The 15,776-nt window shown below is 61.8% G+C and carries 13 protein-coding genes and 1 other annotated feature (1 of these 14 running past the window's edge); of the genes, 9 read left to right on the top strand and 4 right to left on the bottom strand.

Annotated elements, in window-relative coordinates:
- The first annotated feature begins 207 nt into the window (after positions 1 to 207).
- Positions 208 to 594 carry a YbaN family protein gene (locus HMPREF0762_RS06260; protein WP_245935544.1) on the top strand — a complete coding sequence of 129 codons (387 nt, stop codon included), beginning with the start codon at positions 208 to 210 and terminating at the stop codon, positions 592 to 594.
- Between the two features lie 41 nt (positions 595 to 635).
- Here HMPREF0762_RS06260 and HMPREF0762_RS06255 read toward each other — a convergent pair whose 3' ends face one another.
- Genes HMPREF0762_RS06255 through HMPREF0762_RS06245 form a run of 3 tightly spaced genes read right to left on the bottom strand, consistent with a single transcriptional unit; the run spans position 636 to position 4,347 of the window.
- A complete protein-coding gene (locus tag HMPREF0762_RS06255; RefSeq protein WP_006362694.1) occupies positions 636 to 1,481 on the bottom strand; it encodes an endo alpha-1,4 polygalactosaminidase in 846 nt (281 codons plus the stop codon).
- 54 nt (positions 1,482 to 1,535) lie between these two features.
- Positions 1,536 to 2,894 (bottom strand): MFS transporter, encoded by a 1,359-nt coding sequence (locus HMPREF0762_RS06250; protein WP_006362693.1) that lies wholly within the window; start codon positions 2,892 to 2,894, stop codon positions 1,536 to 1,538.
- A gap of 1 nt (position 2,895) precedes the next feature.
- Positions 2,896 to 4,347 carry a M20 family peptidase gene (locus HMPREF0762_RS06245; RefSeq protein WP_006362692.1) on the bottom strand — a complete coding sequence of 484 codons (1,452 nt, stop codon included), beginning with the start codon at positions 4,345 to 4,347 and terminating at the stop codon, positions 2,896 to 2,898.
- A 288-nt stretch (positions 4,348 to 4,635) separates the two neighbouring features.
- Between HMPREF0762_RS06245 and HMPREF0762_RS06240 the strand changes: the two genes are divergently transcribed.
- Positions 4,636 to 6,468 carry a flavocytochrome c gene (locus tag HMPREF0762_RS06240; protein ID WP_006362690.1) on the top strand — a complete coding sequence of 611 codons (1,833 nt, stop codon included), beginning with the start codon at positions 4,636 to 4,638 and terminating at the stop codon, positions 6,466 to 6,468.
- Between the two features lie 237 nt (positions 6,469 to 6,705).
- Here HMPREF0762_RS06240 and HMPREF0762_RS06235 read toward each other — a convergent pair whose 3' ends face one another.
- Positions 6,706 to 8,265: a helix-turn-helix transcriptional regulator gene (locus HMPREF0762_RS06235; RefSeq protein WP_006362688.1), complete on the bottom strand. Its 1,560-nt coding sequence runs from the start codon at positions 8,263 to 8,265 to the stop codon at positions 6,706 to 6,708.
- Between the two features lie 215 nt (positions 8,266 to 8,480).
- Here HMPREF0762_RS06235 and HMPREF0762_RS06230 point away from each other — a divergent pair, with 215 nt between their 5' ends.
- The 7 genes from HMPREF0762_RS06230 (at position 8,481) to HMPREF0762_RS06200 (ending at position 15,088) form a co-directional block, all read left to right on the top strand.
- Positions 8,481 to 8,924, top strand: a complete 444-nt coding sequence (locus HMPREF0762_RS06230) for a LytTR family DNA-binding domain-containing protein (RefSeq protein WP_006362687.1) — start codon at positions 8,481 to 8,483, stop codon at positions 8,922 to 8,924.
- A gap of 26 nt (positions 8,925 to 8,950) precedes the next feature.
- On the top strand, positions 8,951 to 9,427 hold the full coding sequence (locus tag HMPREF0762_RS06225) for a DUF3021 family protein (protein WP_006362686.1): 477 nt from the start codon (positions 8,951 to 8,953) through the stop codon (positions 9,425 to 9,427).
- A 6-nt stretch (positions 9,428 to 9,433) separates the two neighbouring features.
- Positions 9,434 to 10,474 carry an acyl-CoA thioester hydrolase/BAAT C-terminal domain-containing protein gene (locus HMPREF0762_RS06220; RefSeq protein WP_006362685.1) on the top strand — a complete coding sequence of 347 codons (1,041 nt, stop codon included), beginning with the start codon at positions 9,434 to 9,436 and terminating at the stop codon, positions 10,472 to 10,474.
- Positions 10,475 to 10,647: 173 nt separating this feature from the next.
- The gene (locus HMPREF0762_RS06215; RefSeq protein ID WP_006362684.1) at positions 10,648 to 11,586 is read left to right on the top strand and encodes a metal ABC transporter solute-binding protein, Zn/Mn family; all 939 of its coding nucleotides are present in this window, start codon (positions 10,648 to 10,650) and stop codon (positions 11,584 to 11,586) included.
- A gap of 89 nt (positions 11,587 to 11,675) precedes the next feature.
- On the top strand, positions 11,676 to 13,751 hold the full coding sequence (locus HMPREF0762_RS06210) for a hypothetical protein (protein ID WP_006362683.1): 2,076 nt from the start codon (positions 11,676 to 11,678) through the stop codon (positions 13,749 to 13,751).
- A 25-nt stretch (positions 13,752 to 13,776) separates the two neighbouring features.
- Positions 13,777 to 13,956, top strand: a complete 180-nt coding sequence (locus HMPREF0762_RS06205; protein ID WP_006362682.1) for a helix-turn-helix transcriptional regulator — start codon at positions 13,777 to 13,779, stop codon at positions 13,954 to 13,956.
- A 181-nt stretch (positions 13,957 to 14,137) separates the two neighbouring features.
- Positions 14,138 to 15,088, top strand: a complete 951-nt coding sequence (locus HMPREF0762_RS06200) for a YaaA family protein (protein ID WP_040619512.1) — start codon at positions 14,138 to 14,140, stop codon at positions 15,086 to 15,088.
- A 387-nt stretch (positions 15,089 to 15,475) separates the two neighbouring features.
- Positions 15,476 to 15,776, top strand: a sequence feature (16S ribosomal RNA rRNA prediction is too short) (it continues 617 nt past the right edge of the window).

Here is a 15,776-nt window from a genome sequence, read left to right as displayed (position 1 = left end):
TTCCTCCGTGGTTTCGATACATCCTAATATTAGGTTATGTCCTAATCTACTACCTTAGCGAACATAAAGCAATAGGATATTTTGTAATGTCCGCATAACGCAGTGGCGCAGGTGCAAACCGAAGGGCTGTGATAAAGTTACCCGCATCTATCTATTGAATGTGTCTGCGTCCACCGGACGCGTCATCGGACGATGAAGGCGGGAGACGTGAGAAGGCTAACCAAGGCGTTCTGGGTCGGACTGGCGACGATCTGCCTCGCCCTGGGCACGATCGGCATCTTCCTGCCGTTCATTCCCACCGTGCCGTTCTACCTTGCGACCGCGTTCTGCTTCGCGAAAGGTTCCGAGCGCCTGCATGCCTGGTTTTTAGGGACGAGCCTGTACGAAAAGCATCTGGCGAGCTTCGTGCGATCGAAGTCCATGACCATGAAGACCAAGCTGAGCATCATGGCGAGCGTGACTCTTGTGATGGGCGTCGCCTTCGTGCTTATGAACGGCGTTGCGATCGGGCGCATGATCCTCGGGGCGATCTGGGTTATCCACGTGCTGTATTTCGTCTTCGCCATAAAGACGATTCCCGCCGAAAAGGCGTAGGCGACAAGGGGGCGGTTGCGCTCCGGGTCTCGGCGACATCCTTACTGCAGCGCAAGGCCTTCCGCATCGTACCAGAGGAAGCCGTGTTCCCGGCAATATGCGTCTATGCGCTTCGCAAGCCGTCGGTCGGCTCCGTATTCCAAGAGGTAGACGGAAAGGCCGCTGTCCTTGACGGTGGCGAGGTAATCCTTCCAATAGGCATTTTCTTCTTTCGTCTGCACGCCGTAGGTTCCCTGTTCGAAATCGATGCGGGTGAAGACCGTCTCCTGGTTGATTCCGTCGAAGAGCCCCGGTGCGGCGCCTTCGTCGATGCACCGTAGGACGAAGTCGTCGCCGCCGTTGACGACAAGGGGCAGGCCGTATTCCTTGAGCCCCTTCATGATGAGGCGCAGCCCTTCGAACACGTCCTCCGAAGGGTAGTGATGATAGACGTCGGCATTGTCCAGGAAGAAACCGTCCAGACCCATGTCGGCGTATGTCTTGCCCAGGTCGTCGACGATGAATTCCTGCCATTCAGGCGATGTCACGTCCACCCAGCGCTCATCGGGCCAATCTTCGTAGACGCCTTGGGTTATGCCCTGGAATCGGCCGTAATAGGGCCGATATGTCTCGATGGCCCCTATGTTGAGGTAGCCGTAGACCGTCTGGCCGGCGGCATGCATCGCTTCGATCTGCTCCGCCTGGAATTCGGAGGGTTCGATCACGACGAGGTCGTATCCTTCGAGCCGTTCCATATCGGTCGCGTTGATGCCGAGGAACACTCCGTATTCGCGCGATGGCTCCTGCGTCTGCGAAGGCCCCCATGCGCACCCCGCGGCAAGGAGGGCGAGGCAGAGCGTGAAGCAGAAAAACGTGCGCTTCAGCGCGGCCGTCGTCGTGCGTCGCATGGGTCCTCGGCTCCTTTCCGGCTCAGATTCCTCGTCTGATCGGCCCTTCCTGCTTCAGTCCCTTCCTTCGTCTTCGACGAGAAGCGGCGCGCCTTCGGCAGTCGCACGTTCCACGAGCGTGCGCGATGCACGGATCGACCAGAGAAGCGCCGTTCCCATGACGAGGGTCGCTCCCATGACCATGATCCAGGCCGGGGTGAAGCTGAGGTACGCATCGAAGAGCATGCCCGACGCCACGGCCCCGACCGCCGCACCGAACATCTCGAAGGCGGTGACGATGCCGACCACGGTGCCGAGGTCGGCCTTGCCGAATTCCTTGACCGTGAGGATGGGCGGCGCCACCGTGCCCATGCAGGTGCCGAACCCGAAGAACAGGCAGGCCAGGATGGGACCGGCATCGGTCTGCGGGAAGCAGAGGGCAACGGCGGCGGCAAGAGACGCGATCGTGCCTAGAACGGTGCCTGCGCGCATGCCCCAGCGGTCGTAGATGTGTCCGAGCAGGATCTTGAACGCGATGACGCAGGCAAGATAGAACGCCCAGACGTTTCCCGCCCATTGCGGATCGTGCCCGCCCGTCACCACGTCGACGCCGTTCAGGTTGACGGAGGTCATGTTGGAGATCGAGTTTGTGATGATCGCGCCGTTGTCGATGCCCATCATCACGAAGCCGAGGACCATGATCCAGAACGCGCCGCTGCGACGCAGGGCCTTCCATCCGAGCGCGATGCGCACGGGCACATCGGGAGAGCGGTCGACCTTGGTCTTCTCCACCTGACCGGCTCCGTAGGGTTCCAGCCCCTTGTCGCTCGGTTTATTGCGGAAGCATGCCAGCACGAGGGGAAGCCCGAGCGCGAGGCAGACGAAGGCGAGCGTCGCGAAGGCGGCGCGCCATCCGGTCTGCTCGATGAGCATCGTCGTCACGGGGGAGAGGACCACGCCGCCCACGCCCGAACCCGACAGCGCGATCGAGACGGCGAGCCCGCGCTTGAGCGTGAACCAGTTCGCGATGACCACGCTCGCAAGCAGGCGCGTGCCTGCCACGACCACCATGCCGGCCAGGATGCAGAGCGCATAGAGGTGCCAGAGCTGCGTAGCCGCCGAGAAGCCGAGCAGCGTCGCGAAGGCGACGAGCACGGTGAACGTGCCGAGGATGCGCACGTCCGTCAGATCGATGAGGCGCCCTATGGCAAGCGATGCGAACACGGCCACCACCGTGCAGAGCGATACGCCGGTATTGAACTGTCCGACGCGTATGCCCAGGTCCTCTACGATGCGCGGTTGGAAGAGGGGGATGCAGTTCACGAAGACCGTATAGCAGGTGGCCATGAGCAGGAACCCGCCCGCCACGATCCACCAGCCGTAGAACGGGCGCCTGCGGCCGGGCCTTTCCTCGCGTGCCGATTCGCCCCGCATGCTACTCACCGAACCTATCCAGATTGCGGATGAACTCGTAGTAGAAGCCGACGCCGCGCTTGAAGCTTTCCACGTCGAGGTTCTCGTCCTGCCCATGGATGCGCGTGCGCTGGTCGCCGCGGAACAGTATGCCCGCGAACCGGTAGACGCGCGGGAACGCGCGATGGAAATGCCGGGCATCCGAACTGCTGACCTGGATGTAAGGAGCCATACCGGCATCGGGGTAGGCCGCATGCACGATATCGCGGATGTACTCGTAGGCCGCGTCTCCCGGACCGGGCGATATCGGCGAAGGCGCGATGCCGTCGCGCGTTCGGATGGCGACGTCGCCTTCGAAGGCTTCCCGGACGCGCGCGAGCGCCGCCTCGGGCGTGTCGCGCGGATCGATGCGCATGTTCACCGTCGCGTTCGCCCGGCGGGGAATGATGTTCGCGGCGGGCGCCCCTTCAAGCTCGGTGATGGCGGTCGTCGTATGCAGCATGGCGGCGGTTTCAGGATCGTTTTTCAGCATGCGCACGACCAAGGGTCGGAAGAGCCAGAGATTGCCGAAGACGAGCCTGTATCCGAAGCCTGCATAAGCTGCGAGCTCGCGCAGCATGGCATCGAGCACGGACGACATGCGGAAGGGGTGCGGGTTCGTCCGGATGCGGTTCAGCCCCGCCACGAGCCGTGCCGTCGAGTCGTTCGGCGAAGGCGTGGAGGCATGCCCGCCATCCGCCTCCACGGTGATGAAAGCGTTCAGGATGCCTTTTTCCGACAAGCCGACGATGGCGAATTCGTTTTCCACGCCCAGCGGCGCATTGTCAATGACGGCGCCGCCCTCGTCCAGCACCAGGGCGGGATGGATGCCGCGTTCCTTGAAGAGCTCGACGACGAGGGGCGTGGTGTCGCCATTGTCTTCCTCGCAGTTCGACGACCAGAGAAAGATGGTGCGTTTCGGGACGTGACCTTCGGACAGCAGCATCTCGGTCGATTCGTAGAGGCAGGCGAGAAGCGCCTTGTTGTCGACCGAACCGCGTGCCCAGATGCGCCCGTCCTCTATGTCGGCGGCGAAGGGATCGTGCGTCCAGCCGGCCGGATCGGCGGAGACCACGTCATGGTGGGCCATGAGCACCACGGGAGCAAGCTCGGGATCGGTGCCTTTCCATGCGAGCAGGATGCCGTAGGTGTTGACCATCTCGAGCTCGAGCTGCCCGAAGACCCGCGGATACAGCTCGCGCATGCGCGGAACGAACCGATCGAAGGGCTCGTGGTCGGCGTGCGGGTTCTCGCGATCCCATACGGTGGGGATGCGCAGCATCTCGCGGAAGCGTTCGACCGCCGCATCAGAGCCGCGCGCCGCGGTCGGCGGCAGCGCATGGCGCGCGGGCGTGGGCTTCACGCGCGCGGCGTTGACGAGCAGGATCGCAGCGAAGGCCGCGATGACGGCGAGGATGATGAAAACGATGAGCATGGAACCACCTTCTCGCACGAGGGCCGATGAAGGCATCCTATCACGATGCGCGCGTCGGCGCCGCTGCGCCGATCGCGCGTCAAGGTTTCGACGGGACGTTTCAATCAGGGAAAATACCAAGTAGGTACATTTTGGACGAAGGGAAGAGCCTCTTTGGGCCTGTTTCTTCCCGCATGACGCCGCTACCTTCGAGGGCATGCGCTCGGGCAGAGGGAATCCCGGGCGTCTGTCCGCCGCTTCGCGCATCGCGACGACGGACCGGTTTTCTTCGAAGGGAAGGGATGAAGCATGGCAGAGTACAGCAGGCGTTCGTTCTTGAAAGGATCGGCGCTCGTCGGCGCAGCCGGCGCCATGGGTCTCGCGGCCGGATGCGGAACATCCGGCGCCGGCGGGTTCGAGGGGTACGTTCCGGGCGACTATACGGCGGAGGTGAGCGGGCATAACGCTCCGTTCACGGTGAAGGTGAGCTTCACGAAGCATGCGTTGGGCGACATCGACGCCTCGGGCAGTCAGGAATCGCTCGGCGTGGGCAAAAGCGCGATCGGGACGCTTTCCCACGCGATCGTGAAATCGCAGTCGCTCGCATGCGATGCCGTCACGGGCGCGAGCATCACGAGCGCGGCCCTCCTGCAGGGCGTCAAGGATTGCGCGTCGCAGGCCGGAGACACGTCCGAGCTCGAGGCCGCGGCCGGTCCGGTCGACGACGTCATGGATGAATACGAGGCCGACGTCTGCGTCGTCGGAGGAGGCGGGGCGGGCCTCGCCGCAGCCATTTCCGCCGCCCAGGCCGGCGCGCGCGTCGTCGTCATGGAGAAATGCGGCATCCTCGGCGGATCGACCAACGTCTCGGAAGGCGCTTTGAACGCCGTCGATCCCGAACGTCAGGAGAAGCAGGGCATCGAAGATTCGGTCGAGACCTTCTATGAAGCCACCCTCGAAGGAGGGCATAACGAGGGAACCCCCGAGCTCGTCCATTTCCTTACGGACAATGCGCTCGATTCGGTCCATTGGATGGAATCGGTCGGAGTCCGCTTCAAAGACGAGGTCGGTTCGGCCACCGGCTCGCTCGGCCAGCGCAGCCACTATCCGGCAACCCCGTACGGCAATGCGTATATCCGGGCGTTCCAGCGCTACATCGAAGACACCGGCGCCACGGTGCAGATCGTCGACGAGACGGCCGCCCAGACCCTCGTCACCGATGCGAGCGGTGCCGTGACGGGCGTTATGGGCCTGCATCGCAGCGGCAAGGAGGTCACCGTGAAGGCTCCTGCGGTCGTCATCGCGACGGGCGGTTTCGGAGCGAATGTCGCGTATCGCCAGGAGGTCAATACGGGGGTTTGGAAGGACGTCGTGCTTGACGACCGCATCGGCTGCACCAATATCAAGCCCTGCGCGCAGGGCGACGGCCTGAAGCTTGCCGAGGGGGCAGGCGCCGCGCTTACCGGCCTGGCCGACATCCAGCTGCATCCATGCGGAACGCCCGGTACAGGCCTGATGGAGGATATTCGCACGTCAGGGCGCAATCGCATCTTCGTCAACAAGGATGGCGACCGGTTCGTGAGCGAAGGCGCGGCGCGCGACGCGCTCTGCAAGGCCATCTTCGCCCAGCCCGAATCGACGTACTGGGTCGTCGTGAACGTTTTGCGCTATCCTTCTCCGATCACGCCCGACCGCAACGGTGCCACCATCGAGAACATGCTTGCCCAGAAGCATATCGTCGCAGCCGATACGCTCGAAGAGCTTGCCGCGGCGACGGGCATGGATCCCGCGAAGCTCAAGGCGTCCATCGACGCCTACAACGCCATCGTCGACGGCTCGCAGGAAGACGAGTTCGGTTTCAAGGCCGACAACACGGCCGACGCCCAGATGACCGAAGGGCCCTGGTATGCCTGCAGGAAGGTGCCGACCGTGCACCACACGATGGGCGGCATCAAGATCAATGTCGAATCCCAGGCGGTCGACGACGGCGGAAATCCCATCGCAGGGTTGTATGCCTGCGGCGAATGCACCGGCGGCATCCACGGCTCGAACCGCTTGGGCGGCAACGCCATCTGCGACTGCATGACCTTCGGCCGCAACGCGGGCAAGAACGCCGCGGAATACGCCGGCGCGACCGCCTAGGCGCGCGACATCACGGGCACGTACGTCCAAGATCGCAGAGAGGCGCGTCGAAATCGGCGGCATTCGCTTGATTCGGTCCCCGCGCATCGTCTTTTCTCGATGCGCGGGGTTTGCATGCCGCGATGCACCTCCGGCTTGGATCTTCGTTCCTCTCGCATGGATGCATTGTCGGCGTATTGCCGTCGATTCATGCAGCTCGAGACACGAAAAATCGCATCTCAGCCCGCTGCCGTGCGGTCATACGCTGGTTTCCGGATCCAGAAGATCGAGAAGCTCCTGCTTGGAATGCACGCCGGCCTTCGCGTAGATGTTGCGGGTGTAGTTTCTGATGGTGTTCTGGGAATACCCGAGCGTCGACGCGATGATCTTCCGGCTTCGGCCGTGGGACATCAGCGTCACGATGCGCCTTTCCGTGTCCGATAGCCCGAATCTATCGGCGAACCTCGCGATCTGCGGCCGAGACCCGTCGATACTCTTATCGGCGGGAACGCCCATGCCGTCGTTTCCGCTCCGTGCACGCTCGTCCTTGGCGCCCGCGTCTTCATGCCCATTTCCGTCGCGTTCGATCGAGGCGCGTCCGCCCGTATCCCAAGACCATTCTTCCTTCGTGCCGAACAGCTCGCGTCCGTGCAGCATGTCGGGCCGAAGCGCCATGACCATCTCTGCGACGACAACGATCGACATGGTTATCACGACGGGAAGCGAATCGCTCAGCATCTGGTAGGTCGCATATCCCAGGATGCGCCCGAGCGACATCGTAAGAAGCGTTCCTCCGTAGGCGATGCCCAGCAGGTACATGGGATGCCGTGCGGAATGACGCCCGATCATATAGCAGGTGAAGAAGACGAAGCTGTAGAAGAAGCTGATCGCGTTCGTGAGGAGGAACGCGCTCGCGTCGATCGAGGGCCCCCAATCGCTCATGAGCAGCAGGATGCTGAATATCATAAGCACGTTTATGAACCACCAGAAAGCGGCGAACGTGAAACGGCCTTTCCTGACGAGCGCCCACCACAGCAGCAGGGCGACGGCTGCGACCACGAGCAGCTGGTGAACGCTGCGGATCGTCTGGCTCAGCTCTCTCAGGCTGCCGTCGGGGTATCCGAGCCCCATCCCCAAGGCGAAGGCGAACAGCATGAGGGCTGCCACGATCTGCGCGATGCCTCTTTTCTCGGTTCCTTCGAAGAGCGTGTCGAAGGGACGATGGGCGCGCGATGCATCGCCCCTGAGATCGAGCACCTTCATGGCCCTGAGCCAAGCCAGCACGCAGAGCGCCGGCAAGAAGAGGTTGAACAGCGCGAAGACGTCGGTCGTGAGGTAGCCTGCGACAAGCGAGAGCAGACAGGAGAGCGCAAGTCCTCCCGCGCAGTACAGCAGCGCCTCGGAAGGTTTCAGCCTGTCGAAGAAATCCATCCACATGCCTGCGCCCCAGACGAGACCCAATCCTGTGAATACGTAGCGCAGATACTCGAACGAGGTCGTTCCGACATGCAGCTCGACGAAGTAGCAGAGGCTTGCGAGCGTCATGAGGACCATCGATCCCCAGACGAGGATCCGCCTTGCCCTCTGCGAAAGCTCCGCCTTCCGCGCGATAACGAGCAAAACGACGATGACGCCGACGCGAATGAGGTTCGCGGCGACGGTGGCGATGCCCGAGTCTGCGGAGAAATGCAGGTTATAGAGGTTGTATTGATACCAAAGCCTCGTCAAGCCGATGCCGAAGAACGCGAGGGAGAAGCAGGGGAAGGCTGCGAGGCGAAACCCGACGGCGGGGCTCTCTTCCAGTACCTCGCGAACCAAAAGAACCCCCCTTCGCTGTAGGCGGAATCATGCGTGCAGGCCACGAATGATAGCACGGAAGAATCGCGTCGTCGGCATGCCATCGTCGATTCGCGCGCCTTAGGATGCGTAGGATGCACCTTGGTTCGCCATCGTGCGGTCGGGTGATGCCATGGCGTATGCTCCTTAACGTAAGGAACGCTCGGTCTGAAGGAAACCGGCACGAAGGACGGACCATGAAGATAACTATCATCGAAGACGAGGGTCTTCAAGACGTGGAGGTGTCGATTCGCTGCCCTGCGATCGACGAGCAGGTGGCCGGCATCGTGACGCGCCTGCGCCTGCGCGATAGCAAGATCACCGGCGTCGATGAGGATGGGCGCACCCGCGTCGCGGCGGCGGCGGAGGTGCTCTACGTCGAGTCGGTGGACAAGAAGACGTTCGCCTACATGGAGCAAGACGTGCTCGACGTGGGGATGCCGCTCTACGAGGTCGAGGAGCGCCTTCGCGCATGCGACTTCCTGCGCGTCTCGCGGTCATGCGTCGTGAATTTCGGATGCATCAAGGCGCTAAGACCCGATATCAATGGTCGCCTCCTTGCAACGCTCGAGAACGGGGAGGACGTCGTGATATCGCGTCAATATGCATCCGATATCAAGCATAAGCTCGGCCTGCGCTAGCCGGCCTCGATGGGAAGGAATGCGCCATGAATCGCGACGATATCGTAGGGTATGAGGAAGAAACGCCGAAACAGCATGTCAAGAGATTCCTGATCATGGTATGCGTGCTCTTCACGATCTTCATGACTACAGGCCTGGCACTCGGGTTCGTCTTCGGCGACGAAGAGGCTCGGCCGGGCATCATGTATGGCTGGGGGACGCTCGGCGCGTGCGTTATCTCAGCAGGGCTGCAATTCGTGTTCTTCACCGCTGCGGTCATCAAGCGGATGGGATACGTCCTGCGTACGATTCTCTTCGGGATAAGCCTGTATACCGTGTTCGCCGTAATCGCGATCCTGGCAGGATGGTTCCCCATCGGAAACGTCGTCTCATGGGCCACGTTCACGGTCGTCTTCCTGGCCGTTCTGGTGTCCTTGAGCATCTTGTTCCATTTCAAGGAAAAGCATGCCCGTCGCGCGTTGGACGAAGCGCTCGCGCGTTATCGAAGCGGCGGAGAAAGGTAGGATGTCATGGGAAAGGCAAGGTCTACGGGCAAGGTCAAGGTGGTGCTGCTTCGAGCGATGGGCGCCACCATCTTCGCCGTGGTGCTCACCATAATCGCAATCGCCGGGTTGCGCTGGCATAACGCTTCCATGTATACGGTTATGGGCAATATCGCCGCGATGGGTGCGGAAGCCTCGTACGAGACGAACGACGGAATCAGGGCGATCGAGGGCGATTACCTCAAGGGGTTCCATTTCATCCCCGAGCGGCGCACTCATCCCGGCACCGTCGTCGTCTATGGCGGTTCCGAAGGGTCGCCGGCCTATGACCAGGCGGAGGCGATTTGCGCGCAGGGCTATGAAGTGATTGCGCTTTACTTCTGGGGCCAGGAGGGCCAGGCCCCTACGCTCGCGAACGTTCCGCTCGAGCAATTTAACGAAGTCGAGGCATATATCGAAGGTTCCATAGACCATCCGAGGCCCATCACCGTGGTAGGTTCGTCGAAGGGAGCGGAATTCAGCGCCGAGCTCGTTACGCACGGCTTCGCGATCGACAACCTCGTCAACTTCGCTCCGGCCGATCATAGTTACTTCGGCTTGGATTATAAGAATTCAGAGGAGCTTCCGAGCTTCACCTATCAAGGCGATCCCGTGCCCTTCGTGTCGCAGGGGAATGCCGACGCCGGCATCACGGCCCTTCTTCTGTGGGATCTTGCCACCGGCTATCCTCCCTCGTATCGCGCGTGTTACGAAACGGCCGCCGCGAATGCCGACGAGAATACATTGATAGACCTCTCGGGGTTCACAGGCAACGCCCTGTTCTTCGCCGGCGACGAGGATGCCATGTGGCAAAGCGAGGTCGCGGCGGAGGGCCTGGCAGCACAGTCGGAACGCTTCGAGGCGCACGTCTATCCCGGTGCCGGCCATGCGTTCTCGCCCGATCTTGAGGGGCTTGGATCGGGATGGGACATCATGCTCGGAGGAACCTCCGAGGCCGGTGCCGCGGCCTACGAGGATTCGACGCGCATTCTCTACGAGCGCCTCGCCCTATGGCACGGAGAGCTGTAGCGACGGCAGAGGCCTTGGGCTAGGAGATTCGCGTACGCCGCCCGGATAACCTCCGGGCGGTTTTTTCATATCGGGGGATGACTATTCGTGAGGGACATGGTACTTTTTGCGGGTTATAAATTGAAAACGATATTCAAATTCGTTTTATTGCACGAAAGGAGCAAGGAGAAGACGTGTTGGGGAATGCAGCGAAGAAGGTGGTGTCGGCTCTAGTCGCGGGCGTGCTCGCAGGTGCGCTCTGCTCATGCGGAGCCAGGGCCGCGAACGATGGCGGGCAGGAGGCGGCTCAGGACAAGCCGGTCGTCTACGCCACGTTCTTTCCCGTGTACGATCTGACGAAGCGCATCGCAGGGGACAAGATGGACGTGCGCACCGTCATCAAGGGCAATCAGGAACCGCATGATTTCGAGCTTCAGGCCGATGAGATGGCGAAGATCTCCCAAGCGGATCTGATCGTCTACAACGGCGCCGGCATGGAGGGCTTCATCGACGGTCTGAAGGATGCGGCAGGGGATGACGGGAAGTTCCTCGACCTGTCCCAAGGGCTTACGCTGCTCGAGAGCAAGGACGCCGATCTGGGCGATCGCTCGAGCGTGAACCCGCATACCTGGCTAAGCGTGAAGAACGCGCAGGCGGAACTCGATACCATTTATCAGAAGCTAAGCGCGATGGATCCCGGGAACGAGCCCTGCTACCGTGCGAACCTTGAAGCCGCGCAGGCCGATTTCAAGGCGCTCGACGATAAGTTCGAAGAGAAGCTTTCGAAAGTCGATCCCGATAAGAAACGTTTCGTGGTATCGCATGCCGCGTTCAACTACCTTGCGAACGACTATGGTCTCACGCAGGTCGCCGTCACGGGCATCTCGCCCGAAGACGAGCCGTCCGCAAGCCAGCTTGCCACCATCGCCGACTACGTCACGCAGCACGGCATCCGTACCATCTTCTTCGAAGGCAAGGCGACGCCCAAGGTGGCCGAGACGCTTGCCGAGAACACGGGAACGAAGACCGACACGCTGTACACGATGGAAAGCCTGACGGAAGAGGAGGCGGACATGGGCTACCTGAAGCTCATGGAGCTGAATCTGGAGGCGTTGATGCGGTCGTTCGAGTGATGCATGCCGCATCGGGCGGCCCATGCGGTTTACGGTTAGGATTCGCGCCTCCTGCGTATGGCGCGATGGTTCGATAAGGAGCTTTTCACATGAGAAAGAAAACAGGAGCGGCGTTGGCGTGCGTGCTTGCCGCGTCGCTTGCGATCGGCGCTGTCTTCGCGGCGGGCCTGACGGGAAGGACGGCGGCCGATGAAGCTCCGGCACCGAGCGATCCCCGGCCTGCCGCCGTTCCGGAGAAACCGGCTGCCTACGCGGTCGACGATACGACCGAGGTCCTGATAGACGCTGAAGTATCGTCCGACGAAATCGTCAAGATCGTCAAGCATGGCGACCATTGGCACGTCTTCACGAAAGACGGACGCGAGATCATCACGTATACCGATCCCACGAAAGCCACGAGCGCATCCGACCTGACCAACACCGCGAAGGTCGTATCTGCCGACGAGCTGCGCCGCGTCAACGGCAACGATGTCGTGCGCATCCTGAAGCATGGCGACCACTACCACATCTACACCGCCGACGGACGGGAATTCATCACGTACAGCGATCCGAGCTCCCTGTATCCCCATATCGGCATCGGCATCTATACGGGAAGCCATGCCGATCATGGCCGGCACTCGTCTTCCAGCCATGCGGGCTCCGACGCCGACGGTGACGACGGCGGATATGCTCCGTACGTTCCCGGCGGTAATGGCGGGGGCGGCGGCAGCAGCTACGAGCCGTCCGCTCCCGGGTTTGATTTCGTGCGGGTCGTCAGCATCCGCGAGCTGGCCCGCAAGCCCATCGTCAAGATTCTGAAGCATGCCGATCACTACCATGCCTATACGGCCGACGGCACCGAATACATCACCTACGACGATCCGCGCAGCGCCTTCCCCAACATCGCGATCGGCGAATACCAGGGAAGCCACGGAGGAGGCGGTCAAGCGCGGCCTGAAAAACCCGCCAAGCCCGCCGAGCAGAACCCCAACGATCCCAAACGCGTCGTGCGCATCGAGAAGCATGAGGACCATTGGCACATCCATCATGCCGACGGAACGGAAAGCGTCACCCACGACGATCCGAGCGCGCTGTATCCGAATATCAAGATCGAAGATTACGATGCGAACCACGGCCACGCCTTCAAGCCTTTGGACGAAAACGAGAAGTTCACCTACGACGATGTCGAGGCCAAGCTCATCGTGCCCCTCGAATACATCACGTACGGGAATGTGACGTACACGACCAGGTTCGATCGAGAGAACCAACGCTTCGTCATCCCGCATCAGAACCACTTCCACTATGCGTCCATCGAGACCATCATCCAGCTCTCGAAGCCGCCGTTCAACGAGTTCCACGGCTACTCCGCCCGCGATGTGGTCGCAACGCTCAAATACCTCGTGCTGCATCCCGAAGCGCGTCCCAAGGACAAGGAGGATTGGGGCGAGAACGCCGGCGCCGCTTCCGACAATCCGGGCGGAGAGGCCGATTCCGGAATGCACGGGGAAGAGCCCGGGGCCCAGAATCCTAGGGAAGATGAAGAGAAGCCCGGAACCCAGCATGAGAAGAAGGTCGTGCGCATCGTGAAGCAGAGTTCCTATTGGGTTCTGTATTACGACGACGGGTCCACCAAGGTCGTCTTCAACGATCCGAGCGCCGCGCATCCCGATATCACGGTCGAGCAGTTCGAAGGAGGCGGAAGCCAGAAGAGCGACGAGGAGCTCATCGCCGAGTACAGCGCCATGTACGGCATGACCGCCGACGAGTTCACGCATCGCCTGTTCGAGCTTCCGGCTGCACCTTTGAGCAGCATGAAGTTCAACCCTGATGGAACGGTCGTCATCCACGGCAAGACCTATGTGTTCAAGGACATGGGCGCGAAGGCGCCGGCGAACGATGAACACGTCGCAGACGATGCGGTCGGAAATCCTGCAGCGGGCACGGCCGGTCTCGAGGAGACGTCATTCGATTCGAACGATGCGGCATCCGCATCCGATGGTTCATCCGAAGACATCGGCGGCGCCGACGAGTCCGGGGAACGTTCGGGCAATGCCGCTGCGGGTCTGCGCAGCGATGCGACCGACACGATGGACGGCGAAGGCGAGAAGGCTCCCTGTTCTGAAGATCACGCCGCTGATGCGACGGATGGATCCGTCGCATCCGGCGAAGACGCAACAGACCGATAGATCCGACCGCCATGCAACGCGTCGCATGCGCGGAGAAGCCGAAGGCGGCACGCTGCAGCGCGGAGGCTGCAGCGTGCCCTATGCCGCCGAAAATCTCCGCATTGCGGACAACACGGTCAAGTACCATTGCAAGAGCATCTGCAGGAAGCCGGGCGTCCGCTCGCGTCAGGAGCTCTTCGACCTGCTCGACGGCAGATCCTCGTAGATGATGCGTGCTTTCGAGGGCCTGCCGTTCTCGATCCGACGCCGTGCGGGGCCGGAGCGTGATACGCGCATTCTGCGCGGGACGGCCTCCGTTCCATGGTGCATCCGCCGCATGCGGCTGCATAGGCAGAGATGAATGAAGGGAGGTCGTCTGCGTGGATTCGGGGCATGAGGCATCCTGCTTGAAGATAATCGTATCTCCGACGAAGCAGATGAAGCGATCGGACGCGCTGGCATGCGCGACCGTGCCTCTCTACGAACGCCAGGCGCGTCGCATCCTTTCCTGGTTGCGTGGGTTGGCGCTCGACGAGGCCCAGGCTCTTTGGAAATGCAGCGACGCGCTTGCGCGTGAGAGCTACAGTATCGTCCATGCCTCGATTCCGGGGCGCGACCTCACGCCCGCGATCCTCGCGTACGACGGCATCGCGTTCAAGCATATGGCTCCCGCGGTGTTCGACGAAGACGAGCTTGCGTACGTTCAGGAGCATCTCGTCATTCTTTCGGGGCTCTACGGGGCGCTGCGCCCGCTCGACGGCATCGTGTCGTATCGTCTCGAGATGGGTGCGAAGGCCCGCATCGACGGAACGCGCGACCTGTACGATTTCTGGGCGGATAAGCCGTATCGCATGGTCGTCGGCGAGGTGCCGCCGTGCCTCGACTCCTCGGGTGCGAAGGCGTCTGCCGCACCTCCTATTCCCGCCAGTACGGCTGGGTCCAAGCCCTCGGGCGCAAAGGCGTCCGTCGGGCAGGATCCGAGCGAATCGGAACGTTCGTTACGGCCGTCCGAGCTGGAAAGATTTAGTCGTTCGCAGGATGCTCGGGGAGAAGCGCCTTCGCCCGACGCATGCGGCTGCACGATCGTGAACCTGGCTTCAAAGGAGTACTCACGTGTCGTCGAGCGCTTCCTGTCGCCCCGCGACAGGTTGGTGAACTGCACGTTCGCCGAGGTCGGGAATGAAGGCAAGTTCGTTCAGAAAGGCGTGCGGTGCAAGATGGCGCGTGGCGAGATGGTGCGATTCATGGCGTCCAGGCGCATCTCCGATCCTTTAGAGCTTACGGCCTTCGATGCCCTTGGGTATCGCTTCGATGCGGCATCGTCCGCACCCGATTCGCTTGTGTTTCTACGGGAATGACTGTCTTTTGCGCATCGTGCGGCAATGTGAAATCGTATCCATATTTCATTCGTTGGATGTCATCTGCGGTTCCGGCTGAAAAAGCCCTGAGGTAAAAAACTATAACGGCGTTCTTTCATTTTCCCATTGACGCGGCCCGGCCCGGCGCGTAACATAACCGTTCGCGCCGAGGGCGAGCCCCGAGGCGCGGGGAACCTTGAAAGCCGGATACTGTGACGCAAGCGAATTCATGGAATCCTAGACATTCGGACCACATTTCCGAAAACGAGACGGACCCGTCTCACGGGAGCCCGCCCCCCCCTCGGGGGGCCGGCCCCGAAGATGAGAAGGGCCGGGTCGACGGGACGTCACGGAAGCGTCTTACCCGGGCCTGCGGGCCCGGGCTTCCGAACGGAGAGTTTGATCCTGGCTCAGGATGAACGCTGGCGGCGCGCCTAACACATGCAAGTCGAACGGTTAAGGCCCCCTTCGGGGGGCGCATAGAGTGGCGAACGGGTGAGTAACACGTGACCAACCCGCCCCCCCCACCGGGACAACCTCGGGAAACCGAGGCTAATACCGGATACGCCGGGGCCCCCGCATGGGGGCTCCGGGAAAGCCTTGGCGGGAGGGGACGGGGTCGCGGCCCATCAGGTAGACGGCGGGGCGAAGGCCCGCCGTGCCGACGACGGGTAGCCGGGCTGAGAGG

This window comes from Slackia exigua ATCC 700122, from assembly GCF_000162875.1.
GTDB classification, from domain to species: domain Bacteria; phylum Actinomycetota; class Coriobacteriia; order Coriobacteriales; family Eggerthellaceae; genus Slackia; species Slackia exigua.
This window is presented reverse-complemented; position numbering and strand designations above follow the sequence as displayed.